Raw genomic sequence first — 23960 nt, forward strand, 5'->3', positions numbered from 1 at the left:
GAGGCTCAGAGGTTCTCGTCGCCACCGTAGCCGGGCATCCGGCCGGTGACGACGAAGACCGTGCGCTTGGCGACCGACACGGCGTGGTCGCCGTAGCGCTCGTAGAAGCGGCCGAGCAGCGTCGTGTCCACTGCGGACGCGACGCCGTGCTGCCACTCCTTGTCCATGATCACCGAGAACAGGTGGCGGTGGATGTCGTCCATCGCGTCGTCCTCTTCTTCGAGGTTGCGCGCGCGGTCGACGTCCTTGTGGCGGATGATCTCGGCCGCCTCCTTGGCGAGCTTGACCGCGATCCGGCCCATCTCCGCGAAGTACGGCTGGACGTCCGCCGGCACGGCGGACGCCGGGTGGCGGCGTCGCGCGGCCTTCGCCACGTGCAGCGCCAGGTCGCCCATGCGCTCGACGCTCTCGGCGGCGTGAATCACCGCGAGCACGGTGCGCAGGTCGGTCGCGACCGGTGCCTGCAGCGCGAGCAGCGCGTACGACTGCTCCTCGATGCTGGAGCGGACGTCGTCGACCTTCTGGTCACCGCTGATGACCTGCTCCGCGAGGCCGAGGTCGGCCTGCAGCAGTGCGGCGGTCGCGTTCTCCATCGCCGCCGCGACCATGCCGGTCATGTCGGCCAGTCGTCCGGCGAGCTCTTCTAGCTGGTCATGGTAGGCCTCGCGCATGGCGCCCAGCCTACGTCCCGACCATCGCGGCAGCGACATGCCAGGATGAACCCGAGGTGAACCCCAGGCGAATCACTTCGCGCAGGGGTCCTGTGCCGCGTTCACAATGGACAGATCGTTGCCCGCTTGTCCCTGGTTGGTGCCTGCCTGGGTACCCGCCTGCGGTGCCGCGACCTTGCCGTCGAAGTTCGCGCCGAGGGTCAGCAGGAGGGCTCCGCCCATCTCGGGCGCCTCCACCAGTTCCGCGGTGGGAATCGCGGCCCTGAGGGTTGCGGCCTTGTTCTCGTTGCCCTTCGCGTACTTGATGGTGGTCTTCGCTTCAGGCGCCGAGTCACCGACCTGGACGACCTTGAACCCTTGCCCCTGCAACGCGGTCGACGTGCGACCGGCTCCACCGGGGTTGGACTCGTCGCCGTTGCGCACCTGCACGGAGACCGTCTTGGGGTCGACCACCGTGCCGGGCTGGACCGGCGTGCTGTTCTGGTCACCCGGCTTCGACTCGACCGGCTTCTCCTGCGGCAGAGGCGTTCCGTCGATGATCGTCTGGAACAGCTTCTTGACGTCGTCGTCCCGCAGTCGCTCGATGTTGTCGTCGTTCGACTTCGTCGGGCCCTCGTCGGTCCAGTGCGGCATCGTCACGAACGAAACACGGCCGGCGTCCAGGCTCTGCAACGAGTTCGCGAGTTCCAGCAGCTGTGCGACACCGATGTTGTCGCCGACCGTGGACGTCGTGAGCGCGTTGATGAAGTTGTTGAGCTTGGTCGGGCTCAGCAGCACCTCGTTCGACAACGCCTGGCGCAGCATCGCCGACAGGAAACCCTGCTGCCGCTTGATGCGGTCGAAGTCTCCGCCGACGTCACCCGCGACCTTGCGGGCACGCACGTACGACAGGGCCTGGTCGCCCTTGAGCGTGTACTTGCCCGGCTTGTCGATGACGACACCGAGCTCGTCGTCCTTGATCGCCTTGGGCGCGCAGATCGTCACGCCGCCGATCGCCGTCGACATCTCGCGGAAGCCGCTGAAGTTGATGCTGACGAAGTGGTTGATGTTGAGGCCGGACAGCTGCGTCATCATGTTGGCCACGCACTCGGGCCCTCCGCTGCCGTAGACGGAGTTGGCCATGACCTCTTTCTCGGGAGCGAGAGGTCCGCCGTACTGGCCGTTGTCCGGGTTCCAGCTGCGGCACGCGGGCCGGTCGACCCGCACGTCGCGCGGCAGCGACACGATGACCATGCGCTTACGGTCCGCGGGGATGTGCGCGAGCATGATCACGTCCGACCGCGCGCCACCCTCCTCGGCCTGGGTGCCGACGTTGTCCTCCGGCTTCGCGCCCGCCCGGGTGTCCGAGCCGACGAGCAGGAAGTTCTCGTCACCGAGCTGCTTCTCCGCCTGCTGCACGGCCTGCGTGTTGCCGCCGAGCGCGTCGATCTTCGGGATCTTGGAGTCGGCGTAGATCGTCGCGGCCCAGGCGAAGCCGGTCGACACGAACACCACGGCCGCGGCGGCGATCGCCCCGACCTTGGCCCCGCGCATCAACCTGCGCTGCTGGGGCGTGCGGCCGGCGATCTTCTTCTCGCCTTCCTCGTCGCCCTCGGTCAGGCTCACCGGGTCGGCGAACTGGGTCGCCTCCTCCAGTTCGTCCTCGTCCTTGACCCACGGCATGAGCTTGGCGCGCCGTTCCTTGCGCTGGCGCTCCTGCTCGAGCAGTTCGTCGTGCACCGCAGAGAACCGCGCGAGCGTGTGGTCGACCTCGCGCCGCTTCTTGACGTCGTCGCCGATGGCCTCCATCTCGGTGGTGAGGCACATCGGGTCCATGTCCTCGCGCTTCTCGACCTTGGCCACCCCGACCGCCGCGGCGATCTGGGTGGCTTCAGGACCGGGCGCGTCGGCCTTGGGCTCCTCGGCAGCGGGCTTGTTCGGTGCCGAGGGGGCACCGCCTGCCGCAGGAGGGGACGCGGCAGGGCCACCAGGACCGGCGGGGCCACCAGGACCGGCCGGTCCGGCGGGAGCAGCACCGAGCCGGTTGGAGATGGCCGCACCACCGGGCGCGGGCCGGGGACCGCTCGACTCTGCCCGCGGGGGCATGGGCCGGGGACCGCTCGACTCCGCGCGGGACGGCATCGGATGCCTGCCGGTCAGGTCCCCGTTCGGGGGCACGGCACGGCGATCAGGCCCCTCGCCAGGGGCGGGCGGGCGCTGAATGCCGGTGGACGACGGCGCCTCACCCGGCAGCAGGCGGCGGGGCGGACCGGCGTCCGGCGCTTCCGGTGCCTTGGGAGCGGGCGGGCGCGGGATGCCGTTCTGCGACGGCGCGTCGCCAGGAGCGAGCCTGCGCGGCGGTGCGCCGTTGATGTCAGGCGCCGGGCGGCGGATCGTGCCGCTGGGCATGCCGTTCGCCTCTGGCACCCCGTTCGGCGCGGGACGCCGCGGGACACCGTTCGATGACGGTGCCTCGCCGGGAGGCATGCGGCGCGGGTCCCCGGGTGCCGGGGGGCGCTGGATGCCGTTGGACGACGGTGCGTCGCCGGGCACGAGCCTGCGCGGAACACCGTTCGGCACACCGTTGGGAGCGCCGTTCGGAGGCATGGGCCGTTGACCGGTCTGCTCACCAGGAGGAACCGGCCTGCGCTGCATCCCGGTCGCGTCGGGACGCGGGCGCGTCCCGGTCTGCTCACCAGGAGGAGGCGGGTAGGCACCGTTCTGGGCGGGCCGCGGCGGCGCCTGGTCGGCCATCGGCGGCCGCGGGCGCGTACCCGTCTGCTCACCAGGCCGGTGAGCGACGGGCGGCTGCTGCCGCGGTTGCTGTGGCTGCTGCACAGGCGGATCAGGCAGAGCGCGCCTGCCCGTTGCCGGCGCCACGGGCAGTGCACGCCTGCCCGTGGCGGGTGCGGGTGGGTCAGGCAGGGCACGCCTGCCTGTCGTGGGAGCGTCGGGCGAGCCTGGCGGGACGGGCCGGGGGATGTTCGTCCTGCTGTGCTGCTCGATGAGGTCCGAGACGCTCAGGCCCCCAGAGCCTTCCATCGAGCGACGTCTACGGCCGGTCGGCTGGTCCTGCTGCTGGGGATCCTGATCACCACGGGAAGAGGGGCCGCCACGTCGGGGGTCGTCGGGCACCCAATCTCCCTTCTGGGTCAGAAGCTGTAGCGGTTCGTCATTACGAGATGACGACGACCGGGACACAAGGGTTGCATCACCGGGCGTGTCAGTTGCGCCCGCGATACTACGGATGTAGGCGACTTCTGACGACCACTCCGGGTGATACGGCTTCGATCTATACGCGATTACGCGCAGTCCGCTTGCCCTGAACGGGTGAGCCAGCTCACTCAGTAGTAACCGAGAACACGTGTCTCGGTGATGGCACGCCGACCAGACGCCTCGCCTGCGAGACGGACCCGTCCGTCTGCACGGTACGCCACCGCGTTACGTCCCGACTGCTTGGCCGTGTAAAGCAGGCTGTCGGCGCGCAGCAGCTGCTGTTCGGCGCTCACCGCCGGGCGTTCAGGAGCCTCGTCGGCCGGCGGTTCGTAGGCGAGGCCCGCGCTGACGGTCACGCGCAGGCCCGGCGCGATCTCCTGCCACGGGTGACGCTCGACACGTTCGCGGGCCGCCTCGGCGATCTCCACGGCCGTCGCGGCGTCCACCCGCGGCAGCACGAGCACGAACTCCTCGCCGCCGTAGCGGGCGCAGAAAGCGTCCTCGGGCAGGCCCTGCTGGAGCAGCTCCACCACGCGTTGCAGCACGCGGTCGCCCAGCAGGTGCCCGAAGTTGTCGTTGACCTGTTTGAACCAGTCGAGGTCGATCAACGCGATGGCGAGCCCGTGCCGGCACGCGCCGTGCTCGGCCAGCAGGTCCATCAGCCGCTGGTCGAGGTAGCGGCGGTTGTAGGAGTCGGTGAGGCTGTCGCGCAGGCTCTGCTCGCGTGCCTCGGCGTGCTCCCTGCGCAGCCGGTCGACCTCGCGGCGCAGCTGTTCGGGAACGTGCGGCTCCTCGACCTGGTCGGCGTGCACGAGGTCGAGAGCGGAACGCAGGTGCTGGTAGGCCTGGCGCCACTGGCCGCGGGAGGCGAGCAACGTCGCGATGGACTCGTGCAGCCCCACCAGCCCAGGACCCTGCCGGTCGACGCTGGCGTCGTCCTGCGGGGTCTCTGCGATCTCGGGTCGCAGCGCGGTCATCGCGGTCACCTCCTTACTTGCCAGGTGTCGTCCCCTAAGAGGCAGCGCTTGAGCAAGAAGGACGCGTGGGGGTGGGATTTCCCCCGTCCGGTTGACCGTCAGCTGCTCCGATCCAGTGAGCTTGGGTGATCAACAACCCGTTCAGCCACCGAGACAGGGCGCGAACCCGTACACCTCGTCGTCCAGAAGCACGACGTGCAGCGATCCGATCTGGCTGCCGATCACCGCGTCGTCCTGGCGCAGCGTGACCGTCACCGCGACGACGTAGACCTCCCCGCGCGGATGGGCCTTCTCGCCAGGGGGTGCCCAGTCGGCGTCCACCCGAAGCGTCGACCAGGTCGGCTCGACCTTGATCGTGGCGCCGCGAAGATCGCACGTTTTCTGCCGGAAGTCCGGATGTTGGGTGTCCTTCAACAACTTCTGCTGCTGGGACGCACCCTCGTCGCCGGCCTTGTTCAGGTGTTCGTAGAACTCCTTGAACTTCGCCTTGCCGCCGTCGGTCAGCCGGACCGGTCGTGCCGTGCCCGCGACCGGACCGGCACAGCCCGCGAGGAGCGCGAGCGAGGCCAGCAAGACCGCGACCCGTTCAGCCACCGGAGTGCATCACGTCCGCGCCGGCCGGCACCGTCGCGTCCTCGGGGTCGTCCAGCCACCCCTCCGGCAGCACGACCTTGGCCGAGGAACCCTGCCGTCCGCGCGGCCCCTCCGCGTTCTCCGGGAAGGGAATGCTCGGGTCGAGCTGGCCGATCAGGTCGTCCAGCTGCTGCAGGCTCGAGACCATCGCGAACGCCCGGCGCGTGTCGCCGCCGACCGGGAAGCCGTGCCAGTACCAGGCCATGTGCTTGCGCAGGTCCCGCAGGCCCTTGTCCTCGCCGTAGTGGGCGGCGAGCAGCTGCGCGTGTGTGCGGAGGATTTCCGCGACCTCGCCGAGGTTCGGTCCCTCGGGGATCTCGTTGCCCTGGAACGCCGCCTGCAGGTCGCGGAACAACCACGGCCTGCCAAGGCATCCGCGCCCGACGACCACGCCGTCGCAGCCCGTCTCCGCGACCATGTCGAGGGCGTCCTGCGCGCTGAAGATGTCGCCGTTGCCCAGGACCGGGATGCTCGTGACGGCTTCCTTGAGCCGCGCGATCCTGCTCCAGTCGGCCTTGCCGGAGTACCGCTGCGACGCCGTGCGCGCGTGCAGTGCCACGGCCTGTGCGCCCTCGTCTGCCGCGATACGTCCCGCGTCGAGGTACGTCAGGTGGTCGTCGTCGATGCCGATGCGGAACTTCACCGTGACCGGCATGTCTCCGGCGTTGCGAACCGCGGCCCGCACGATCCGCCGGAACAGCTCGCGCTTGTACGGCAGCGCGGCCCCGCCACCCTTGCGCGTCACCTTGGGCACCGGGCAGCCGAAGTTCATGTCCATGTGGTCGGCGAGGTTCTCGTCCACGATCATCTTCGTGGCCTCGCCGACGTTCTTCGGGTCGACGCCGTAGAGCTGCATCGACCGCGGGTTCTCACCCTCGTCGAACGTGATCATGTGCATGGTCATGGCGTCGCGCTCGACCAGCGCCCGCGCCGTGATCATCTCGCAGACGTAGAGCCCTGCCCCGTACTGACGGCACAGCTGCCGGAACGCCACGTTGGTGATACCGGCCATGGGGGCCAGCACGACGGGCGGGTCGACGGCGAACGGGCCGATCTTCAGGGTGGAGGGAACGGACACGCCCCTCAGGTTACGGCACTGACCTGCCGTGATCTTCGCCCAGCGCGACCGCTGTGGTGAGCGCCTCGCAGGTCTCCTCGTCGAACGCCACCAGCCGGATCCGGTCGATGACAGGTAGCGACCGCACCGCCCGGGCCGCCACCTGTGCCGCTCGGCCGGTGGGGAACCCGTAGACGCCGGTCGCGATCGCCGGGATCGCGATGCTCCCGACACCGAGCTCCGCGGCCAGCTTCAGCGAGTTCAGGTAGCAGTTCGCGAGGATCTCGTCCTCACCCCGCTCGCCGTCCTCCCAGACCGGCCCGACCGTGTGGATCACGTACTTCACCGGCGCCAGGTCGAACGCGGGCGTGGCCACGGCGTTCCCCGGTTCGCACGGAGCGAGCTTCGCCCCGGCCTCCGCCAGCCTCGGCCCAGCCGCCCGGTGAACCGCCCCGTCCACTCCGCCGCCGCCCAGCAGCGACTCGTTCGCCGCCGTCACGATCGCGTCCACGTCCTCGGCCGTGATGTCGCCCAGCACAACTTCGATCGTCCCCATGCCAGGAAGCCTTGCACCTGCGCACTTCCGTCCGGGCGGACTTCACGCAGCGCGAACACCCCGGTGCCCCGATCGGGTGTCAGAGCCTTCTGCCAACATGCCCCTTGGAGGTGGCCTACGCGTGGGGGCGGTTCAACTGATCAGGTCCGGGTTCGAGCGGTTCTTCGTCGACGGACCAGTCGGCAAGGCGACCGGCGGCGGCGAACAGCAGGTCGTGGCCGTGCAGCAGGTGGGCGAACTGGCGTTGCCGACCGGCAGGCTCGTGGCAGCTGACCCGTTCGTGGTGTGGCCGGAGGATGCCGAGGCGTTCACCGAGACGGTCGCGCCGGGCACGTACCCGGTGTCGGTCTCCCTGGTCTCGTGGGTGGACGGCGACGGCTACCCGGATCTGCGCCAGGGCTATCGCGTCGCCGCGGCCAAGGTGACGGTGCAGGACGAGCCCGCGTACTCGTGGACGCCGGCCGTGCTGCCGGGCGAGCTCGTGCCGATGCAGGAGGAGTTCGGCTACGACGTGAAGTCGAGCACCGGCGCGTTCTTCGACCTCTCGGCCGCTCCGGCGATCGACCGCCTGGCGAGCGACGACGAGGCCGGCAACTGCGACCTCATCGACGCTCTGGGCAAGGTGGGCGGTGGCCGCGGCCCGGCCAACGTCACGGATCTCGAGTCCGGTCTGAACGTCGTGGCCTTCTCGACCGGGTGGGGTGACGGGGTCTACCCGACCTGGGTCGGCCGCAACACCGCGGGCGACCCGGTCGCGTTCGTCACCGACTTTTTTGTGATCAACCGCTTTTAGAAGGCCACGTTGACGCAGGCGAGTCGCGGGCCGGCCGTTCCTGCCTCGCCGGGCTTGGTGTGCGTGTGTTCGTTGTGGACGACGACGGACTGCGCATGCCGGTCGGTGAACTGCCAGTCCACAGTGGACGAGGTGTACGCGAACCCGTTGCCGTCCGTGTGCACGTCGAGCCAGATCTCGTTGTGCGGGTTGGCATACGCGGGATCCACGGACGGCTGCTTCGGGTCCGCGACGTGCTGGAAGTGCGGCCCGGCGGCTGCTGGTTCCTTGCCGCACTTGTTGACGTGCACGTGCGCGCCGTACGCCCGGTGTGGCAGCAATCCCTTGAGCGTCAGGATGACCGTCGTGCCACCGCTGATCGTCGGCACGCCGAGCACGAGCACCTTGGCTCCGCTCGGGACCTTCTCGTCGTACGTGACGGCTTTGGCCGTCTCGCTGTACTTCTCGAACTTGCCGGACGCGTGGGCCACGTGCGCGGGTTCTGCCTGTGCGGTCCCCGTGAACAGGAGAACGGCGGCTGCCGCGACTGCGAACGTCTTCATGGATCTCTTGCATAGTGGTATCGGCTTTGTTCCGCCATTTTTGAGACGCGTTTCAGTGTTTCAACTGGCTCTTTCGGGGTACTTTTGCGCGGTGAGCGAAGCCGAGGAATCCGACCAGAGCAGACTCGCCCGCAACGTGAACGAGCTGCTCCAGGAGCTCCGCGTGGCCCAGGCCGGCGTGCAGATCCTCTTCGGTTTCCTGCTCTCCATCGCGTTCACCGACAAATACGCCTCGATCAGCGGATACGTGCGTGTCACCCATCTGGCCACGGTTCTGTGCGCCGCGGCCGCGGTGGCCTTCCTGACCGCTCCGGCCGCGTGGCACCGCGTGCTGTTCCGCCAGGGCCGCCGCGAGGAGGTGGTCCAGGCGGGCAACACGTTCGCCCTGGTCGGCCTCGCGTTCCTGGCGCTGGCCATGACCGGGACCGTCCTGCTGCTGGCCGAGGTCATCCTGCCGACGTGGGGAGCGATCGTCGTGGGCGTGCTGGCCCTGCTCGTCTTCACCGGTCTCTGGTTCGCCGCGCCGATCTCAACCAAAGGTGCTCAGTACCGCAAGCGCCCCTAGTCCGAGCGTGGCCGGCAGCGCGATGAGCACCTGCCGTTTGGTGGGCTTCTGCTCGGCCAGCACGCGAATTCCCAGCGGTACCAAGGCAACGCACAGCCCGACCGTTCCCACGATGGACATCACCTCAGTGCCCTTCAACACGCCGAGCGGCAGCAGTCCCATCGCCGCCAGCGCCACCGAGCGCACTTTGCCGAGCTCGCCGCTGAGGTAGGCCGCGATCGCGAGCACGAACCAGCCGAACATGATCGTGAACGACAGGAAGCTGAACAGGTGCAGGTCGCCGTACCCGTTGGCGACCAGCTCCGTCGCTCGGTCGAGACCGAGATGCTTTGAGGCGCTGAACGCCGCGTGGTCCACCCCGGCGTGGAACGTCCGCGCGAACAACCCGACCGTCACCAGCATCCCGGCCCAGGTCGCCCACGCCGGCCTGCTGACGCCGATCCGTTGCACGAGGAGCGCCACCGCGGGCCACATCACCACATTTCCTGCCAGAAAAGAGGTGTAGGCCGCCGTCATGAGTGCCGGATGTTCCGCGGCGGCCCTCAGCTGGTCCGGAAAGAAGAAGTGGAACGGCGACCGCGCCAGCGTTCCGGCCAGCAGCAGCACCGGACCGAGCACCAACGCCGTTCCACCAACCCACGCCCCAGGAAATCTCATGCCCGAACGTTGGCACCGCCGGCGCCCCGGCGGATCGGACCACGGTCCGAGTCAGCTCGTCGCCGCGGCGGCGATCTGCTGGACGATCAACGGCTGGCCGTCCGCCGACTTCACCGTCGGGTTCACCGAGTACACCAGCTTCCGCTCCAGACCACGCGTGGCGAAGACGCCGCTCGAGTAGCCGTGCCGGCTGCCGGTCTTCCCCCACACCTCGACGCCGTTCACGACGATCCTCATCAGGCCCTGGCTGTAGAGCGCCGGACCGCCTCCGCCGAACGTGGGCACGTCCGGAACGGTGAAGAGCCTCGTCATCATCTCGCGGCCCAGCAGACGGCCGCGGAACAAGCCGGTGATGAATCCGTCCAGGTCCTCGGCGGTGGAGACGAGCGCGCCGGCCGCGCCCGGAATCGACTGGTTCATCTCGGTCGCGTCGACCAGCTCGCCGTCCACGTCGAGATACCCGCGCGCCGCCGCGCCGGGCAGGCTCGGGTCGTCTCCCGGGTCATAGGTGTCGCACAAACCCAGCGGCCCGGTGATCCGTTCGCGCAGGTTCCGCGCGTAGGAACGTCCGGTCACCTTCTCGACGATCATGCCGGCCGTGACGTAGGCGGTGTTCGTGTACTTCTGGGCGGTGCCGGGCGGGAAGTCGATCGGATGCCGCAACGCGGTGTCCACCACCTGACGCGGGCTCCAGTGCTCGAAGCGGTGTTCGAGGACCCAGCGCGGGTCGGTCAGCCCCGGGATGTCCACCGACGGCAGGCCGGACGTGTGATCGAGCAGCGTGTGCACGGGAACGGGCGGGTAGTCGGCCGGCAACACGCCTGGCAGATACCGCTGCACGGGCTCGTCGAGGTCGATCCGCCGCTCCTGGGCCAGCTGCAGCACCATCACAGCGGTGAAGACCTTGGTGGTGCTGCCGATCCGGAAGCGCCCACCAGCTCGCACCGGCGCACCGGTGCGCACGTCGGACACCCCGGCAACCCCGGACCAGGCACCCGCCGACCCGGTGATCCTGACCAGCGCCCCGGTCGTCTCCTGGTTGGGCAACCCGCTGATCGCGGCTCGCAGCGCGGCGTCGTTGGGCGGCGGTAGTTGAGGTGCGGCACCCGCGGGCACCGCACTGACGGCAGCCGCGACGGCGGCGATGATCGTGACAACTGCGGTTCTCATGTCGATCAGCCTGTCGGCTCCGGACCTCGCGAAACATGGAGCTTCCCGGCGTTGTTGGGGTAGGGCCAGCCGCATGATCATCCGTCGATCCCGGATTCGCGTGAGCCGGATGTCGATTCGAGCTCTCGCGGTTCGACGTATGAGCAGACGGACAAGCATCCGGTCCGCTGCGGGCGGAATTCGGATGAGACCGGCACGGATCTGAGGAAGACTCGGCAGCACCGATGACTTGCTTCAGATCCACCGGTCTCTACCGGTGTCACCCAGACGCCGGCGGCCTTGGCCGCGACACGACTGCCAGCTACCTAGTGAGGGCCTGACATGCCTGCAGCGATCCAAGACCGCCCGACCGCGCAAGCGGCCAGAACACCCCTGGTGGTGCGCCTGCTGGTGCTGGCCACGTTCGTGGTGATCCTCAACGAGACCTTGATGATCAACGCGATCCCGCGCCTGATGGAGTCCTTGCAGGTCACCGAACAGGCAGCGCAGTGGGTCTCCACCGCGTTCATGCTCACCATGGCCGCGGTCATCCCGATCTCCGGCTGGTTCCTGCAGCGAGTGACCACCCGCCAGGGCTACGCGATCGCGATGGGCGTCTTCCTGGCCGGAACCGCCATCTGCGCCGCGGCCCCGATCTTCCCGATCCTGCTGGTGGGCCGGATCGTCCAGGCCGCAGGCACCGCCGTGATGATGCCGCTGCTGATGACGACCCTGATGACCGTCGTGCCAGAACAGGACCGCGGCCGCGTCATGGGCAACGTGACCCTCGCCATCTCCGTCGCCCCGGCTCTCGGCCCGGCCGTCTCTGGCCTGATCCTCCAACTGGGCAGCTGGCGCCTGCTCTTCGTGGCCGTCCTCCCGATCGCCGGCGCTGTCACGTACTTCGGCCTCCGCCAGATGACCAACATCGGCGAACCGAAGGTCAGCTCGATCGACTGGTACAGCGCAGTCGCCGCCACCCTGGGCTTCGGCAGCCTCGTCTACGGCCTGAGCCTCTTCGGTGAACGCCAGCCGGACCTGGGCCTGGTCTTCGTGGTCGCAGGCGCCGCCACCATCACGTTCTTCGTGCTCCGCCAGCTCAAACTGCAGCGCACCGGCGCTCCGCTGATGGACCTGCGCACCCTCACCAACCGCACCTTCACCCTGGCACTGGTCCTGCTGTGCATCGGCATGCTGGCCATGCTCGGCTCGATGATCCTGCTCCCGTTGTACCTGCAGAACCTCCGAGGCCTGACCCCGCTCGAAACCGGCCTGCTCCTGATGCCGGGCGGCCTGGCCATGGGCCTGCTCGGCCCCACGGTCGGCAAGCTCTACGACCGCCTGGGCAGCCGCCCGCTGGTCCTCCCCGGCGCGATCGGCATGGTCCTCTCCCTGGCAGGCTTCACCCAGGTCTCCAGCTCGATGCCGTACTGGCAGATCCTGTGCCTGCACGCCCTCCTGATGGTGAGCCTGGCCGCCACCTTCACCCCGCTGTTCACCCTGGGCATGGGCGCTCTGCCGCCCGACCTCTACCCGCACGGCAGTTCGATCCTGGGCACCCTCCAACAGGTGGCAGCAGCTCTGGGCACCGCCCTCGTCGTGACCGTCATGTCCGCCCGAGCCACCCACCTGGTGTCCGACGGCGTTGGTGCCGCTGCCGCCCAGCTGAGCGGCATGAAGCTGGCCTTCGTCGTAGCCACCGTGATCGCCGTGGCAACGATCGTCGTAGCGGTGATGCTGCCCAGCCGCACCACCACCTCGCCCGATGCCGAGGCCCACGCCCACTGAGCTCGAACTCGAAGGCCCTCAGGTCGCCGACCTGGGGGCCTTCTCTCTTTTCAGCGGCGCATCCACACGCGCAACGGCCCAAGCGCGACAAACCCGCACGCGAGTGCGTGCTCGAGATCATCCCCATGCTCATAACCGGCAAGGGGCAGCTCAGGCCAACGTGCCGCAGCCGCCGCAACCGCTGCCGACCAAACCGCCGTCTCCTCGCCGTCGACCGCGAAGAGGTTGCTGAGCCCGACCACGCCCGAACCGCGGTTCAACACAACGCCCCCAGCAAGTTCTTCACCGCTACGCAGAGCCAGCACCACCACGTCCGGCTCGTCGAGCAACGCAGGCCTGAACACATCGGGCGCGTCATCCCCACCGTGCCAAGCACTCTGCCAAGCGCGAAGCCCAGCAGCCGTCCCAACCTCCTCAGCCCGCAGTCCAGAAGCCGGACGAGCTTCTGGCAGCCGGTAGATCCAGTGGGCCGTGAACAGCTCGGCAAAGCCGTGGGAGGTGAAGTCCTGGGCGGCGAAACTGTCCTTGATCGAGCACCCGGGCGACGTGTCGATGCCGGCAAGCACGTCGCTCGGCACCGCATCAGCCAGCAACGTGACGGCATCGGGGTAATACAGCGGCGTGCGGCGCGCACTGCGCCACACCCGCTCGCCAAAGGTGCTGGGAATGCCGTGGGACCTGCATACCGACGCACACCAGTCGGCGTTGTTCCGGGCAGCGGCTTGAAGAGAGGCCGTCTCACTCGTGATCACACAGACAGGCTGGCACCGCTCATGCCGGCCACGCATCCGGTTTCTGCCCGCCGCAAGACGAAACGCCCAGGCCGGTGACCTGGGGGTTCGTCAGGAGCGGCCCTAACGCATCAGCATGCGAACCGCTCGGTGCAGGCCAAAGGGGCGACCGGCTCACCGTGTGTTCGCCTGCACGGGCCGACGCGAGTCAGGCGGCCGTGACGTCATAGGTGTGGCCGGCGATGCGGAGGCGGTCGATCAGGGCACGGCCCATGGCCGTCGCCGGTGTGAGCGAGCCGGATCGCTGCGGGAGGTCGTCCAGAGCCAGGCAGAGGGCGCTCTGCCCGAGCATGACGGCCGTGGCCGCATAGCCGGGATCGCCCGGCCCGGCGACCGTGGCCCGGTAGCGGCGCCCCGAACTGGTGGTGGCGTGCAGCACCGAGCGGAACCAGCCCTTCGCGCGGGCCTGCTCGCCGGGCCCGGTGCCGGGTGCGGGCAGCACCCGGTCGAGCAGGCCGCGGACGGGCTTGACCGACATGGCGCCGACCAGCCCGACCAGCCCACCGGTGATGCCGGCCGCCGCGAGCGCTCCGGTGACGCCCGACCCGGTGCCCATGACCTCGCCGTAACGCAGCGCCGGCCCGTAGGCCCAGTCGAGCAGGGCGTTGCTGCGCCGCACGATGCGCGTGTTGAACGGGGCCATGACGAACGGCGCGTGCCATGACCCGTCGGCGGCGCGGGAGGGCATCCCGGCGTCACGGGGCTGGCCCGGCGTCGGCTCGGCAGCGCGGTCGGGGCTGAGCGCGTGCGGGTCTGCAGCGACTCGCCGCAGACCCGGGTTGCTCTCGTAGGCCTCGATCTGCGCCCGCAGCGAGTCGATCGTGCCGCCGCTGAACCCGCCCCTGACGGTCGCCACCAGCCGCACATCGGTGAGCTGACCAGCACCGTCGGCCTCAGCCTGCTCGTGCAGCATCAACGTGCCCAGGTCAGACGGGATCGAGTCGTAGCCGCAGGCGTGCACGATCCGGGCACCGGACTCCCGGCCCAGCTCGTTCACGGCGTCGATCGCGTCGCGGACGAACAACACCTCGCCGGTCAGGTCCGCGTAGTGCGTGCCGGCCCGCGCGCAGGCCTCGACGACCGGCAGCCCGTAGCGCGCGTACGGCCCGACGGTGGTGGCGAGCACCCGCGTCGACGCGGCCAGCCCCGCCAGCGCGGCCGGATCCCCCGAGTCCGCGACAACCAGCGGCCACTCCCGCGCCGCCAGGGGGAGCCCGGCCCGAGTGGCGGCCAGCTTGTCCGCCGACCGCCCGGCCAGCGCGATCCGAACGCCCGCAGGGGCGTGCCGGGCCAGATGTTCGGCGGTCAGTGCCCCGACGAACCCGGTGGCGCCGTAGAGGACGACGTCATGCTCACGATCCATGCCCGCCAGCATGCTCCCAGGGGCCGGCGGCTCAGCCGGTCGGGTAGCGGCGGTCTACCTCGGTGAGCTGAGAACAGTCGTCGTCGTGCGGGTTCGCGCGGAGAGCGAACTGGTGGGACGCGCAGGTCAGCATAAGAACCCCGTTGTTGCAGCTCAGGGGCCGCAGCTAGCCATCAAGGCCGTTGGACCCCGTGGAACCAACCAATGGGCTTCAAGGGGATGGCGGCTCGATGTAAAGAGGGAGCGAGTCCATGACGCTCGTCGGCTGCCACTCGACGACGGTCGGCCGGACGCCGCCCTTCCGCACGAACTCATGCGCAGCGGTCCCAGGGGTCGGATCAGGGAACGATCGGGGTGATCACCGATGGGCGACGGCGGCCAGGCACAGCAAAGTCGACGCCGTCATCAAGATCCCCTCACACCGGAGTAGCCCACAATGCGCCCACGCCGCGCCTCCGCCACCCTGGCTTTGGCCACCGCTTTCGCGATCGGCGCGGCGTTCCCCGCGACCGCCGCCACATCTGTGGGTCCCGGTGTCCAGAGCGTCCTGGATCGGTTGCCCGACGACGTGGTGGCGGGCGCGCTGGTCAGCCGGGACGGCGTGGGGGCCACCGCCGGTCCGGTCACCGCCAACGCACACTTCCGGATCGGCAGCGTCACCAAGGTGTTCACCAACACCGTGGTGCTCCAGCTCGCCGCCGAACACCGCGTCGACATTGACGCACCGGCACGGCGCTACGTCCCAGGGTTGATGCCCCGCGAGTACGACGGTGTCACTGTGCGCCAGCTCCTCAACCACACCAGCGGCCTGCCCAAGCCCGCCGCGGCCCCCGGTCCGGCGGACGGTCCTGGGTGGTGGCTCAAGGCCGTTGCGCCCCGCGACGCCCTGCGTGACTCGTTCGCCGCGACCATCGGCGCGCCGCCCCCTCCTGGCTCCGAGCAGCAGTACAACGGGCTCAACTCGCTCGTCCTCGGCCTGCTCGTCGAGGAGGTCACGGGCCACTCGTTCACCCACGAGCTGCAGCACCGGATCATCCGGCCACTGAAACTGAGGCACACCAGCCTCCCCGCCGCCGACGATCCGACGATCCCTTCTCCTCACGCACGGGTGTACGTCGGCGGGCACGACGTGACCGAGCAGAGCCCGTATCCGTGGGCCGAGGGCGGCGTGATCTCCACCGCCGCCGACCTGGACCGCTTCCTCACCGCGCTGTTCCGAGGCCGCCTGCTGCCGCCCGCCCAGCAGGAGCTGCTGTTCCACGTGCCGGACGTGAAGGGTGCGGCGACCAACACGAGGTACTGCTTCGGCCCCGAGGCGTGCTACAGCGTCGGCGGCCTGATGCGCTATCGACTCTCGAGCGGTGAGTACGCGTGGGGCAAGACCGGCTCCCGCCCTGGCTGGGACAACGGGTTCTTCGCCACGAAGAACCTGCGTCACCGCGTGGTGTACTCGCTGAACCCGACCGGGCAGGGCTCCGACCTAGACCACATCATGGCGATCGTCGGTGCCGGGCTCGCCGACTGAACCGCCACGCCGCCGGCTTGCCGCTGTCTAACGCGTGACCGACAGAACGGTCCCGTCAGAACCGACGGGCCGCACGAGGTCATTGATCGCCGGCAAACCTACGACAACCAGGCCGGAACGTCCGGGCTGATGCTCGCATCTCCGGAGGGCATCTGGGATTGTTCGTCTGGCGTGAAGATCCCGATTTTCCTGCGATCTTCGAAGCTCATGAAGTCGAGCGCGAGGCGTCGGACCACGTAGTCCATGACCGAAGAGGCTTCCGGAATCTCGGGGTCGTCGGTCATCCCCATCGGTTCATACCGCGTGTTGGTCAGCTTCTCGACAATGACGGGAAACGGGACGCCGTACTGGAGGCCGTCGCGAGCTTCTACCGCAATCAGCACCAACTCATCCGCGGCGCCGTCGAACTCGCGATCAAGCAGCACGAGTCCAGCCACGACGACCTGAAGGCCGAGCTGAAGGTCATCGAAGGCGACCTCAGCAACGTCACCAGAAGGTCGACCGCTACATCGACGCGTTCGAGGACGGCAAGCTCGACCCCGACGACGAGACCTTCAAACAGCGGATGCTGCAACACCGCACCACCCAGAAGAGCCTTCGCGCCCGCCGTGAAGAGCTTCAGCACGAGCTCACCGCTGAACCCGCCATGCCGGACGCCGCACTGCTTGATCAGGTCACCGAGCACATCTCAGAGGTGCTGGACGCCGGGAACCACAACCAGTGGAAAGCCCTGATGGAAGCTCTGGTGGTTGAGGTCAAGGTCCTCAGCCCGGACAGGCTGGTCCCGGTCTTCCGGGTGCCTCAGCCGGACCCTGAAAGGGCAGACACCGACCTGCCGGTACCTGCCCCCGAGGGTTCGCGTAGAGAGCGAACTGGTGGGCCGCCAGGGACTCGAACCCTGAACCCGAAGAGTAAGAGCACTCGCTTGGCGTTGTTCGTTGATCTTCTTCGACAGTGCTCACTACCTGCGTGAATGGACTCTTGATCTGAGCACCGTGGACAGTCGCTTCGCGACGTTTATCGACGTTTTACGAGACTAGAGCGCATCATGATCTTGGTCCTTCTGCGCCGTCTGCACCCCTGCCATCATCCCGACTAGGGTCGCCGATCGCGTTCGGCTCAAGACTGAAATTGCGTACGGCTGACGACTGCGGCAGCTATGAGCGCTACGAGGTTGTCGGTCCAGCAGTCCGACTCCTTGGTGGCGACCTCGGCACTGCAGCTTGCACAGACGAGGTTGGGGCCGCCTTGGCCGTCAAGCCCGCAGCAACCGGCGCGCCGCTTGCGGTCGGGATGCAGAGCAGTGCCTGGCACGTCGTCAGGATGCAGGATGAAGAGCGTGGCGTTGTAGTTGATCGCGTAGGTGCCCTGCGCCACCCGCGGGTCTGCGATGCGATGGTCGGACAGGTGATCGCCAGCCGGGAATGCCGCTGACTCCAGGAGATCGCCGGTGAGAGGGTGCTCGCAGGTCGCGCAGAGATAGAGGGTCACCGGGACATTGTGCGGAATCATGACCATGCTTTAGTCGAGATCGCTCACCTCGGCCGGTGATGCTGGCTCAAGGTACTCGTTCCAGCCTTGACGCAGCGCCGCCGGCCGTTGTCATGCTCGCGGCGTCGGGGTGGCGCTCGTTCGGAAGTCAGTCAGCCAGTCGGTTACCTGCTCATCGCTATGCAAGTAGGGGAGGTTGGGTCCGTGGCGGAGATCGACACCGTGGAGTCGCTCGATCGCCGTTCGCACCGCAACGTCGGTGATGCTGACGTCACCAGTCAACTGAGCCGCAGCCCAACGGTCCACCTCGTCGCGGCTCGTTTCGCCACTCAGGAGGCGCACGAACTGCGACTCGACATCAGCGCGGGACACACCGGCGTGGCTCATGGGAGCAGTCTGCCAGCGCGTGGTCGCCGAGCGGGCTTCGTTGATCGGTGGCAAGGCGGCGCAGCCGTCGCGGCAGTCGAGCGCCAGGACCAGCAGTCCGCGGTGACCCTGACGGCGCTCGTAGGAGCTGCTGGCCGACATGGCTCTACGGGTGAGCTCGTCGGCTGGGATGGGCGCGCTGCGCCGCCCGGCCGACCGGCGCAGCGAAGCGGATGCCGGGAGTGCCGGGATGGAAGGTGTTCGCCGTACACGCGGAGCGTGCCGCCAGCGGCGGCCTTGATCCTGTAGAGCCAAATTCGGCAGTTGTGGCAGGTCGGAAGTGGTCAGCGGCCGTAGACTGCGCAAAGATCACGTTGGTTCGGGACGTTGCGATCGTGACCGACTTCTACGTTGAAGGTGGCAAACGTGAGATTGTGGAAGGCTTGGCAATCGTGAAGGTATCTCTAACGAATGTGGGGCCTGTAAGGTCGGCAAACATCGAAATAAAGCCGATGACAATTTTTATGGGCCCTAATAACTCTGGTAAGTCGCTCCTGGCTACCGTGATGTATGCCGCACTTGCGCGCGCTGGGTCCGAATTGCCAATCAGGTCCGTGCGGGCCATCAGGCAAATGTTGGCGCTTTCTGATCAGGATGCAACGGAAATTGGCGCGTACCTATACGAGGCGATCGATGACTCAAGTATCCATGATTATGAAACTGTCCCGAAAAAGCTGCGAGAGATTCTTCAGCGTCGCTTGGATCAGGTCCTCCATCAATATGGTGCAGCAGTGGTTGATGAGCTGGAGCGGGCTACAGGGGCCGCTGCCGCCAGCCTACGCCGTGTGCACGATCGCCCGCAGCGTGCGTCTGTGACTGTTTCTAGCGCACGACCTAACTGGTCAATTAAGATATCTCTGCTTAGTCGCGGGCCAAAGATTGAGGTCGTCGCGAGCCCGGACTTGCGTGAAGTCTGGAGCTCGGTAAATAGGCGAGCATGGGCTCGTATGAGGACACGCAGAGTAGGGGTTCGGGAAGTTCCAAGGACCTACCTGCTTCGTGAACTAGCTACAGAAATCGCACGAGCTTTGTTTAGGGACGCTCCGGCGCATACGCGGTACATGCCAGCTGCTAGGTCGGGCCTGATGCAGTCGCATAAAGTTCTGGCTGGAACGCTTATTAGGCGGTCTTCTCTGGCGGGCCTGGAGGACGTGCGGATTCCGTCAATGAGTGGCGTTGTGACGGACTTCCTCAGTGAACTCATCGAGATCGACCCGCACTTCACTAGCCCGTTCGATCAAGACGCCAAGTACCTAGAGAGTGAGGTGTTGAACGGTAATATTCGTCTTGATGAAACCGTAGGTGGATATCCTGAAGTTGTGTATGAAACTGAGGCTGGAGACTTTCCGCTGACTCGCACTTCCTCGATGGTCTCAGAGCTTGCGCCGGTGGTTGTATATCTGCGAAGCATCTTGAAGCCGAGGGATTTGCTTATTATCGAAGAGCCTGAGGCGCATCTTCACCCGGCCAGTCAGATCATCCTAGCGAGGTTGCTGGTGCGCCTAGTCAACAGAGGGCTTTCGGTCGCCCTGACAAGCCACAGCGAGTTTTTCTTGCAGCAAATAAATAACTGCATTGTTGCTGGTTTTCTCAAGAAGCCAAGCGCTGCGTCGGTCGATTTTGGTGATGAGATCAGGTTGGACGCTTCCAAGGTTAATGCCTACCTTTTCTCTCCTGGAAGTGCAGGTTCAGGAACGATTGTATCCAGCCTTGAAATGACACCCACCGAAGGAATCTCCGACAGCGGATTCGAGGTGGTTGCTGAGCATCTTTACAATGAGACTGTTGCTCTGGATAGGCGGATGAATGCCCAGTCCTGAGTGGCCGAAGGAACTGGCTCGGCATAGTGATTGCTGTGCGGTGAGAAGATTTGTGGAGAATCAGTGTAGGGTCGCTTTTCCTTCGGATCAGTCTTCGTGGATATGTATATGTGGCACCACGTATCAGAGGGTGCATGCGTACGATGAGAAGCTGTGTGACCTAATTTTTTTCTGGCAGATTGATGTTGCCAGAAGACTGGCTTTGGCTGTTGAATTGAAGGGTGGCGGTGCCAGTATTGATCATGTAAGGCAGCAGCTTCAAAGTGGTGCCGATCTGATTTCCGAGCTGGCGGGGCCTGAAGTGCAGTTCGCTCCCGTCCTGGTGCATAAGCGAATGCAGACGATGCAAATGCGGGCATTGGAGAAGGCTAAGGTCCGCTATCGTGGAAAAACCTATGGTATTATCTTGATGAGATGTGGTGGCGATCTATCCAAGCTGAAGGTATAAAAGCCCGATGATAGCTTCAGTAGCAAGACAGCTGCCGGGGCGACGATCTTCAGCGCGCTAGCTGCATGATCGCCGACGATGTTTGATCTTTCGCCGCTCTGTTTACGTACGTCTTGGTAGTCGACGCTGAAGCAGGTGCGTAGGGTTGCCGAGTGGATCTCGTCGCTTGGGCTACGTGCGTCGTCACGGATGAACTCGCTGAACCGCTGCCTCGCAGGTTCGCTCATGTGCGTGGAGTCGGGCGCAAGGCGAAGCTTGCGGCACCGTTGTTCGACCCGGAGGAACAGGAAATCCTGGTCGCCTCAGCCTTGCTTCATGACATCGGCTACGCCCCACGGTTGGCGGCCTCCGGGTTTCACCCTCTGGACGGGGCAAGCTTCTTGGCTGACAGTCATGTGAACGGCCGGCTGTGCTCGTTGGTGGCGCACCATTCGTGCGCGTACCGGGAAGCTGAACTTCGAGGGTTGTCGGCCGAACTCGCGCGCTGGACGGACGAGAGCACCCCTCTGCGGGATGCCCTCTGGTGGGCAGACATGACCACCACGCCAGACGGTGAACCCACGAGCGTGCACGACCGGATCGAGGAGATTCAGAGGCGCTACGGTCCGGAAGACTTGGTGACCTTCTTCATCCGGCAGGCCAAGCCTGAATTGGTCTGTGCGGTCGAGCGCACCGAGGAACGGCTACGCGCGGCGGGAGTCGACTACACCGCGAAGTAGGGCGTCGTGCGCTTCTCGAACCCGTGCTCGATCCGAAGCCGGATGGACGGATGGATGTTGAGCGCGTCGAGATCTCCGCGGCTGATCCAGTGAACTTCGCTCGACTCGTCACTCGTCCGCAGTTCCCCGCCGATCAGCCGCGCCCGGAAGCAGATGGAGAACTGCTGCCGTACCTCGCCGTCGGTGTAAGCGATGACGTGCTTGGGGTCGGAGTACACGCCAATGATGTCGATGGGCTCGACGTCGATCCCGGTCTCTTCCTTGACCTCGCGGACGACGGTCTGGCCGATGGTCTCGCCAACGTCCTGCATCCCACCGGGGATCGAGTACAGGCCGTTGTCGGTGCGCCGGATCATCAACAGCCGGCCGTGCTCGTCCTGCACGAACGCGGTCACCGCCACCACGATGTTGGTCGCCTTGGGGGCGTTCGGGTCGTTGTAGTGATCGGTGCGCGCCATACCTACGTGCCTACCACTTCGGCGGCTTCGCGCCGTCCCACACGCCCTGGAAGCTCTCGGCGTACGTCTCGAACAGGTCGCCACCGGACAGTCGGCGTAGATGCAGAACCGGGGCGTGAGCTGCCATGAAGCCGTGGACGTGCGTGTTCACGAGCATCTCGTCATCGAACCGGTAGATCGAGTTGTAGAGCGTCGTGCCGTGCACGCGGATCTCTGCGCCCGGTGTCTCGGCCAACGGCTTGTAGACGGCTAGGGCGTTTCGGATCTTGGCCGAGAGCGTCCCCTTGCCGATGCCTTCTTCCTCGCTGCGGCGTGCTACCTCGCGGCTCGTGGGGTCGCCGAGCAACAGGCGGATCTTCACGCCCTCGCTGGCCTTCTGCCGCAGGGTCTTGAGGAGTCTTGAGGAGAGCTGGGTTGTCCACCAGGAACATGCCTGCGTAGACGAGGATCGAGATGCTGATCTTCGACTCTTCGATCAGGTGAGACCAGATGTCTTGCGGTACGGCGTGGCGGTGCGCGTAGACCTGCACGACCTCGGACTCGTTGATCTCTTTCTTCTTCTCCGGCGCGACGGCGTCCGGCCAGAGGTAGGTCTCCGTTTCGCGGACCATGGCGGCGATGGCGTGCCGGTGGCGCGGGTACGGCGTGCGGTCCTGGGTGATCCAGCGTTCGACCGTCTTCGGGTCGACGCCGGTGGCCTTGGCGACCTCTTCGAAGCCCAAAGTGTTGCGTAGCAACGCATCTCGTAGGCGTTGGTTTGGCATGGCCATACCCTCCGTACAACTAGGGACGTCTTCAAGCTAGCAGAGACGTCTGTAGTTGTCCTGTTGTGTGGTGTTGACGTCCTGCGGATTCGTCGAAAGTCGTAGGTGTCGAAATGTCGGGGAGCGGCCCCGGCCGGCACGAACGACAGGAGAACGACGATGGCGATCACAGGTGGGAGCAGGCTTCCGGCGGGTCACGACTTCGTGTTTCCGAGGGGCGCGCTCGTGATGGGTGTCGAGCCGGTGTTGAAGTTCCAGTCCGCGGAGGATCGCGCCAAGGGTCTGCCCGTTGAGCAGGAGGTCGACAAGGACAACGGCCAGCTCGTGTGGTCCGTCCTGGTGATCGACCAGGCTGCGGAGCGCAAGACGGACGCCGCGGTCACGGTCAAGATCTCCGCGCCTCACCGGCCGGTGCCGCCAGAGGCCATCCCCGGCACGGACATTCGCCCGGCTGTGTTCGAAGGGCTGACGGTTACGCCGTGGATCGATGACAAGGGTTGCCGTGGTGGCCACGTCGGTGAGCGTCACCGCTGCCGGGCGAAGCTGGGCTACAGCCTGCGCGCCACCGGCATGAAGGCGGCCGTCGCGGCTAAGCCTGCATCTAAGGCAGCGTGATCCGTGGCCGACTTGATGCGCCTGCACCTGACGGCGAACTTGCCGATTCGGGTGGAACCGCTCGTCTTCGCCGGACGGGTTGAGTTCCGGCTGGGCAACGCCTTCCCTGCGGTGCTGGTCGTCGACGCGGAAGCACTTCCTCGGCTCGCTGAGGCGGTCGCGGAAGGCCAGGCCGCTCTTGATGCCGCTCGTGGCGGTGGTCAGTGATGGGGTTCAACGCCACGTGCACGCCTGGCAAGGACGCGGGCGCGGCCATGATCAAGGTGACGCCCGACGTTCCAGCTCTGGCGATCTACCTCGACCCGGTCAACATCGCGATCCAGCTCCCGCCCTTCCCCGGCGGCTTGGACGTGCTGATGCGGTTCTGTCGGGAGTTGTCGCGCGAGGCGGCGAAGCTGGCCGATCACCTCGGCAACCAGGAAGGTCGTCACGCGCTCGCGGAGGGAGACCAGGATGTCCGCGGTTGAGGTCATGACCTGGGGGCGGGCTGAGCAGGTCAAGACGCTGAGCGAGGCGCACGACGTGCTGAGCAAGCTGCTGCCCAATCCCAAGTCCAAGCCCGAAGTGCTGAAGGACTACTACCTCCGCTCGGCTGCCATCTACGCGCGCGTCGCGGAGACCGATCGCAGCCACCACCACGAGGCCATCTATTGGGCCAACCGTGAGCGTGAGAAGGGCGAGGCGATCAAGCTCCGCAAGAGCTAAGGAAGTCCTGTTTAGACAGAGCGTGTGACCGTGCTGGGTCACGCGGCGATGCCGCACATCTTGTTGTGGCACACAGAGAACCTGAGACGCAGGAGCGGAAACCGGCTACCAACCTCGCCGCTCCTGCGTTGCTCACCCAACTGGGAGTGAACAACGATGAGCGTAGAGCCTGAGCGCATTCGTGCGCTAGACGGGGCCACGAAGCAACTGCTGTGGGATCGGATGATCTCCGGCAAGCAGACCGTCTCCAGC

The 23960-nt window shown here is 66.7% G+C and carries 27 protein-coding genes and 1 pseudogene; 12 read left to right on the plus strand and 16 right to left on the minus strand.

Features of this window, described 5'->3' with window-relative positions:
- Window positions 1–5: 5 nt before the first annotated feature.
- The 6 genes from phoU to UK23_RS01790 all read right to left on the minus strand — a co-directional run bounded on the left by phoU (window position 6) and on the right by UK23_RS01790 (window position 7089).
- Entirely contained in the window at window positions 6–671 is a 666-nt protein-coding gene (gene phoU, locus UK23_RS01765; protein WP_045309546.1) for a phosphate signaling complex protein PhoU, read from the minus strand.
- A gap of 72 nt (window positions 672–743) precedes the next feature.
- Window positions 744–3692, minus strand: coding sequence for an LCP family protein (locus tag UK23_RS51175; RefSeq protein ID WP_196777576.1), 2949 nt, complete (start codon window positions 3690–3692; stop codon window positions 744–746).
- A gap of 302 nt (window positions 3693–3994) precedes the next feature.
- The gene (locus UK23_RS01775) at window positions 3995–4843 is read right to left on the minus strand and encodes a GGDEF domain-containing protein (protein ID WP_045309594.1); all 849 of its coding nucleotides are present in this window, start codon (window positions 4841–4843) and stop codon (window positions 3995–3997) included.
- Between the two features lie 141 nt (window positions 4844–4984).
- Window positions 4985–5437 (minus strand): hypothetical protein, encoded by a 453-nt coding sequence (locus tag UK23_RS01780; protein WP_045309547.1) that lies wholly within the window; start codon window positions 5435–5437, stop codon window positions 4985–4987.
- Window positions 5430–6554: a tRNA dihydrouridine synthase DusB gene (gene dusB, locus UK23_RS01785; protein WP_231114338.1), complete on the minus strand. Its 1125-nt coding sequence runs from the start codon at window positions 6552–6554 to the stop codon at window positions 5430–5432. Before dusB ends, UK23_RS01780 begins: the two co-directional genes overlap by 8 nt.
- Before the next feature lie 10 nt (window positions 6555–6564).
- Entirely contained in the window at window positions 6565–7089 is a 525-nt protein-coding gene (locus tag UK23_RS01790) for a macro domain-containing protein (RefSeq protein ID WP_045309548.1), read from the minus strand.
- A 121-nt stretch (window positions 7090–7210) separates the two neighbouring features.
- Between UK23_RS01790 and UK23_RS01795 the strand changes: the two genes are divergently transcribed.
- On the plus strand, window positions 7211–7882 hold the full coding sequence (locus UK23_RS01795) for a DUF4241 domain-containing protein (protein WP_052684293.1): 672 nt from the start codon (window positions 7211–7213) through the stop codon (window positions 7880–7882).
- Here UK23_RS01795 and UK23_RS01800 read toward each other — a convergent pair.
- On the minus strand, window positions 7879–8424 hold the full coding sequence (locus tag UK23_RS01800) for a superoxide dismutase family protein (RefSeq protein ID WP_045309549.1): 546 nt from the start codon (window positions 8422–8424) through the stop codon (window positions 7879–7881). The genes UK23_RS01795 and UK23_RS01800 overlap by 4 nt on opposite strands.
- Window positions 8425–8515: 91 nt before the next feature.
- On the opposite strand from UK23_RS01800, the gene UK23_RS01805 reads away from it, so the two are divergent.
- Window positions 8516–8989, plus strand: coding sequence for a DUF6328 family protein (locus UK23_RS01805; protein ID WP_045309550.1), 474 nt, complete (start codon window positions 8516–8518; stop codon window positions 8987–8989).
- On the opposite strand, the gene UK23_RS01810 is transcribed toward UK23_RS01805, so the two are convergent.
- Both UK23_RS01810 and UK23_RS01815 read right to left on the minus strand, forming a co-directional pair.
- Window positions 8954–9646 (minus strand): hypothetical protein, encoded by a 693-nt coding sequence (locus UK23_RS01810; protein WP_045309551.1) that lies wholly within the window; start codon window positions 9644–9646, stop codon window positions 8954–8956. The two genes, UK23_RS01805 and UK23_RS01810, sit on opposite strands and share 36 nt — an antisense overlap.
- A 51-nt stretch (window positions 9647–9697) precedes the next feature.
- Window positions 9698–10816 carry a serine hydrolase domain-containing protein gene (locus UK23_RS01815; protein ID WP_045309552.1) on the minus strand — a complete coding sequence of 373 codons (1119 nt, stop codon included), beginning with the start codon at window positions 10814–10816 and terminating at the stop codon, window positions 9698–9700.
- 321 nt (window positions 10817–11137) lie between these two features.
- On the opposite strand from UK23_RS01815, the gene UK23_RS01820 reads away from it, so the two are divergent.
- Window positions 11138–12583, plus strand: coding sequence for an MDR family MFS transporter (locus tag UK23_RS01820; RefSeq protein ID WP_045309553.1), 1446 nt, complete (start codon window positions 11138–11140; stop codon window positions 12581–12583).
- 50 nt (window positions 12584–12633) lie between these two features.
- Here UK23_RS01820 and UK23_RS01825 read toward each other — a convergent pair whose 3' ends face one another.
- Window positions 12634–13335 carry a hypothetical protein gene (locus UK23_RS01825; protein ID WP_045309554.1) on the minus strand — a complete coding sequence of 234 codons (702 nt, stop codon included), beginning with the start codon at window positions 13333–13335 and terminating at the stop codon, window positions 12634–12636.
- A gap of 187 nt (window positions 13336–13522) precedes the next feature.
- Window positions 13523–14737 (minus strand): saccharopine dehydrogenase family protein, encoded by a 1215-nt coding sequence (locus tag UK23_RS01830; RefSeq protein WP_045309597.1) that lies wholly within the window; start codon window positions 14735–14737, stop codon window positions 13523–13525.
- Between the two features lie 436 nt (window positions 14738–15173).
- Here UK23_RS01830 and UK23_RS01835 point away from each other — a divergent pair, with 436 nt between their 5' ends.
- Window positions 15174–16262, plus strand: a complete 1089-nt coding sequence (locus tag UK23_RS01835) for a serine hydrolase domain-containing protein (RefSeq protein WP_045309555.1) — start codon at window positions 15174–15176, stop codon at window positions 16260–16262.
- 98 nt (window positions 16263–16360) lie between these two features.
- Here UK23_RS01835 and UK23_RS01840 read toward each other — a convergent pair whose 3' ends face one another.
- Complete coding sequence (locus tag UK23_RS01840) at window positions 16361–16699, minus strand: hypothetical protein (protein WP_196777577.1); 339 nt, start codon at window positions 16697–16699, stop codon at window positions 16361–16363.
- A gap of 128 nt (window positions 16700–16827) precedes the next feature.
- Between UK23_RS01840 and UK23_RS51180 the strand changes: the two genes are divergently transcribed.
- Window positions 16828–17235 carry a hypothetical protein gene (locus tag UK23_RS51180; protein WP_156212658.1) on the plus strand — a complete coding sequence of 136 codons (408 nt, stop codon included), beginning with the start codon at window positions 16828–16830 and terminating at the stop codon, window positions 17233–17235.
- 146 nt (window positions 17236–17381) lie between these two features.
- Here UK23_RS51180 and UK23_RS01850 read toward each other — a convergent pair whose 3' ends face one another.
- Window positions 17382–17753 carry a hypothetical protein gene (locus tag UK23_RS01850; RefSeq protein WP_156212660.1) on the minus strand — a complete coding sequence of 124 codons (372 nt, stop codon included), beginning with the start codon at window positions 17751–17753 and terminating at the stop codon, window positions 17382–17384.
- A 111-nt stretch (window positions 17754–17864) separates the two neighbouring features.
- Window positions 17865–18281, minus strand: a complete 417-nt coding sequence (locus UK23_RS01855) for a hypothetical protein (RefSeq protein WP_196777578.1) — start codon at window positions 18279–18281, stop codon at window positions 17865–17867.
- Window positions 18282–18514: 233 nt separating this feature from the next.
- Here UK23_RS01855 and UK23_RS49910 point away from each other — a divergent pair, with 233 nt between their 5' ends.
- From UK23_RS49910 to UK23_RS01860, 3 genes are all read left to right on the plus strand, one after another.
- Window positions 18515–19999 carry an AAA family ATPase gene (locus UK23_RS49910; RefSeq protein ID WP_196777579.1) on the plus strand — a complete coding sequence of 495 codons (1485 nt, stop codon included), beginning with the start codon at window positions 18515–18517 and terminating at the stop codon, window positions 19997–19999.
- 130 nt (window positions 20000–20129) lie between these two features.
- Complete coding sequence (locus UK23_RS51185) at window positions 20130–20447, plus strand: hypothetical protein (protein ID WP_156212662.1); 318 nt, start codon at window positions 20130–20132, stop codon at window positions 20445–20447.
- Between the two features lie 152 nt (window positions 20448–20599).
- Entirely contained in the window at window positions 20600–21166 is a 567-nt protein-coding gene (locus UK23_RS01860; RefSeq protein WP_045309559.1) for an HD domain-containing protein, read from the plus strand.
- On the opposite strand, the gene UK23_RS01865 is transcribed toward UK23_RS01860, so the two are convergent.
- On the minus strand, window positions 21151–21624 hold the full coding sequence (locus UK23_RS01865) for an NUDIX hydrolase (RefSeq protein ID WP_045309560.1): 474 nt from the start codon (window positions 21622–21624) through the stop codon (window positions 21151–21153). The two genes, UK23_RS01860 and UK23_RS01865, sit on opposite strands and share 16 nt — an antisense overlap.
- 10 nt (window positions 21625–21634) lie before the next feature.
- Window positions 21635–22388 (minus strand): annotated as a pseudogene (locus UK23_RS01870) (DUF5919 domain-containing protein).
- Between the two features lie 159 nt (window positions 22389–22547).
- Between UK23_RS01870 and UK23_RS01875 the strand changes: the two are divergent.
- From UK23_RS01875 to UK23_RS01890, 4 genes are read left to right on the plus strand one after another with little or no spacing between them, the layout of a single operon-like run.
- Window positions 22548–23003, plus strand: a complete 456-nt coding sequence (locus UK23_RS01875) for a hypothetical protein (RefSeq protein ID WP_045309561.1) — start codon at window positions 22548–22550, stop codon at window positions 23001–23003.
- 3 nt (window positions 23004–23006) lie between these two features.
- Entirely contained in the window at window positions 23007–23210 is a 204-nt protein-coding gene (locus tag UK23_RS01880; protein ID WP_045309562.1) for a hypothetical protein, read from the plus strand.
- Window positions 23210–23470, plus strand: a complete 261-nt coding sequence (locus UK23_RS01885) for a hypothetical protein (RefSeq protein WP_045309563.1) — start codon at window positions 23210–23212, stop codon at window positions 23468–23470. The genes UK23_RS01880 and UK23_RS01885 overlap by 1 nt, the downstream gene beginning before the upstream one ends.
- Entirely contained in the window at window positions 23457–23708 is a 252-nt protein-coding gene (locus tag UK23_RS01890; RefSeq protein WP_231114339.1) for an AMED_5909 family protein, read from the plus strand. Before UK23_RS01885 ends, UK23_RS01890 begins: the two co-directional genes overlap by 14 nt.
- Window positions 23709–23960: the final 252 nt, after the last annotated feature.

This window comes from Lentzea aerocolonigenes (assembly GCF_000955955.1).
GTDB classification, from domain to species: domain Bacteria; phylum Actinomycetota; class Actinomycetes; order Mycobacteriales; family Pseudonocardiaceae; genus Lentzea; species Lentzea aerocolonigenes_A.

Excerpts from the sequence above, each read along its gene's own strand:
- UK23_RS01830 (WP_045309597.1), bottom strand. The coding sequence starts at position 14,737 with ATGGATCGTGAGCATGACGTCGTCCTCTACGGCGCCACCGGGTTCGTC.
- UK23_RS01885 (WP_045309563.1), top strand. The coding sequence starts at position 23,210 with ATGGGGTTCAACGCCACGTGCACGCCTGGCAAGGACGCGGGCGCGGCC.
- UK23_RS01800 (WP_045309549.1), bottom strand. The coding sequence starts at position 8,424 with ATGAAGACGTTCGCAGTCGCGGCAGCCGCCGTTCTCCTGTTCACGGGG.
- UK23_RS51175 (WP_196777576.1), bottom strand. The coding sequence starts at position 3,692 with ATGGAAGGCTCTGGGGGCCTGAGCGTCTCGGACCTCATCGAGCAGCAC.
- UK23_RS01855 (WP_196777578.1), bottom strand. The coding sequence starts at position 18,281 with ATGTCGGCCAGCAGCTCCTACGAGCGCCGTCAGGGTCACCGCGGACTG.
- UK23_RS01815 (WP_045309552.1), bottom strand. The coding sequence starts at position 10,816 with ATGAGAACCGCAGTTGTCACGATCATCGCCGCCGTCGCGGCTGCCGTC.
- UK23_RS01875 (WP_045309561.1), top strand. The coding sequence starts at position 22,548 with ATGGCGATCACAGGTGGGAGCAGGCTTCCGGCGGGTCACGACTTCGTG.
- UK23_RS01865 (WP_045309560.1), bottom strand. The coding sequence starts at position 21,624 with ATGGCGCGCACCGATCACTACAACGACCCGAACGCCCCCAAGGCGACC.
- UK23_RS01775 (WP_045309594.1), bottom strand. The coding sequence starts at position 4,843 with ATGACCGCGCTGCGACCCGAGATCGCAGAGACCCCGCAGGACGACGCC.
- phoU (WP_045309546.1), bottom strand. The coding sequence starts at position 671 with ATGCGCGAGGCCTACCATGACCAGCTAGAAGAGCTCGCCGGACGACTG.
- UK23_RS01835 (WP_045309555.1), top strand. The coding sequence starts at position 15,174 with ATGCGCCCACGCCGCGCCTCCGCCACCCTGGCTTTGGCCACCGCTTTC.
- UK23_RS01890 (WP_231114339.1), top strand. The coding sequence starts at position 23,457 with ATGTCCGCGGTTGAGGTCATGACCTGGGGGCGGGCTGAGCAGGTCAAG.
- UK23_RS51180 (WP_156212658.1), top strand. The coding sequence starts at position 16,828 with ATGCTGCAACACCGCACCACCCAGAAGAGCCTTCGCGCCCGCCGTGAA.
- UK23_RS01810 (WP_045309551.1), bottom strand. The coding sequence starts at position 9,646 with ATGAGATTTCCTGGGGCGTGGGTTGGTGGAACGGCGTTGGTGCTCGGT.
- UK23_RS01820 (WP_045309553.1), top strand. The coding sequence starts at position 11,138 with ATGCCTGCAGCGATCCAAGACCGCCCGACCGCGCAAGCGGCCAGAACA.
- UK23_RS01790 (WP_045309548.1), bottom strand. The coding sequence starts at position 7,089 with ATGGGGACGATCGAAGTTGTGCTGGGCGACATCACGGCCGAGGACGTG.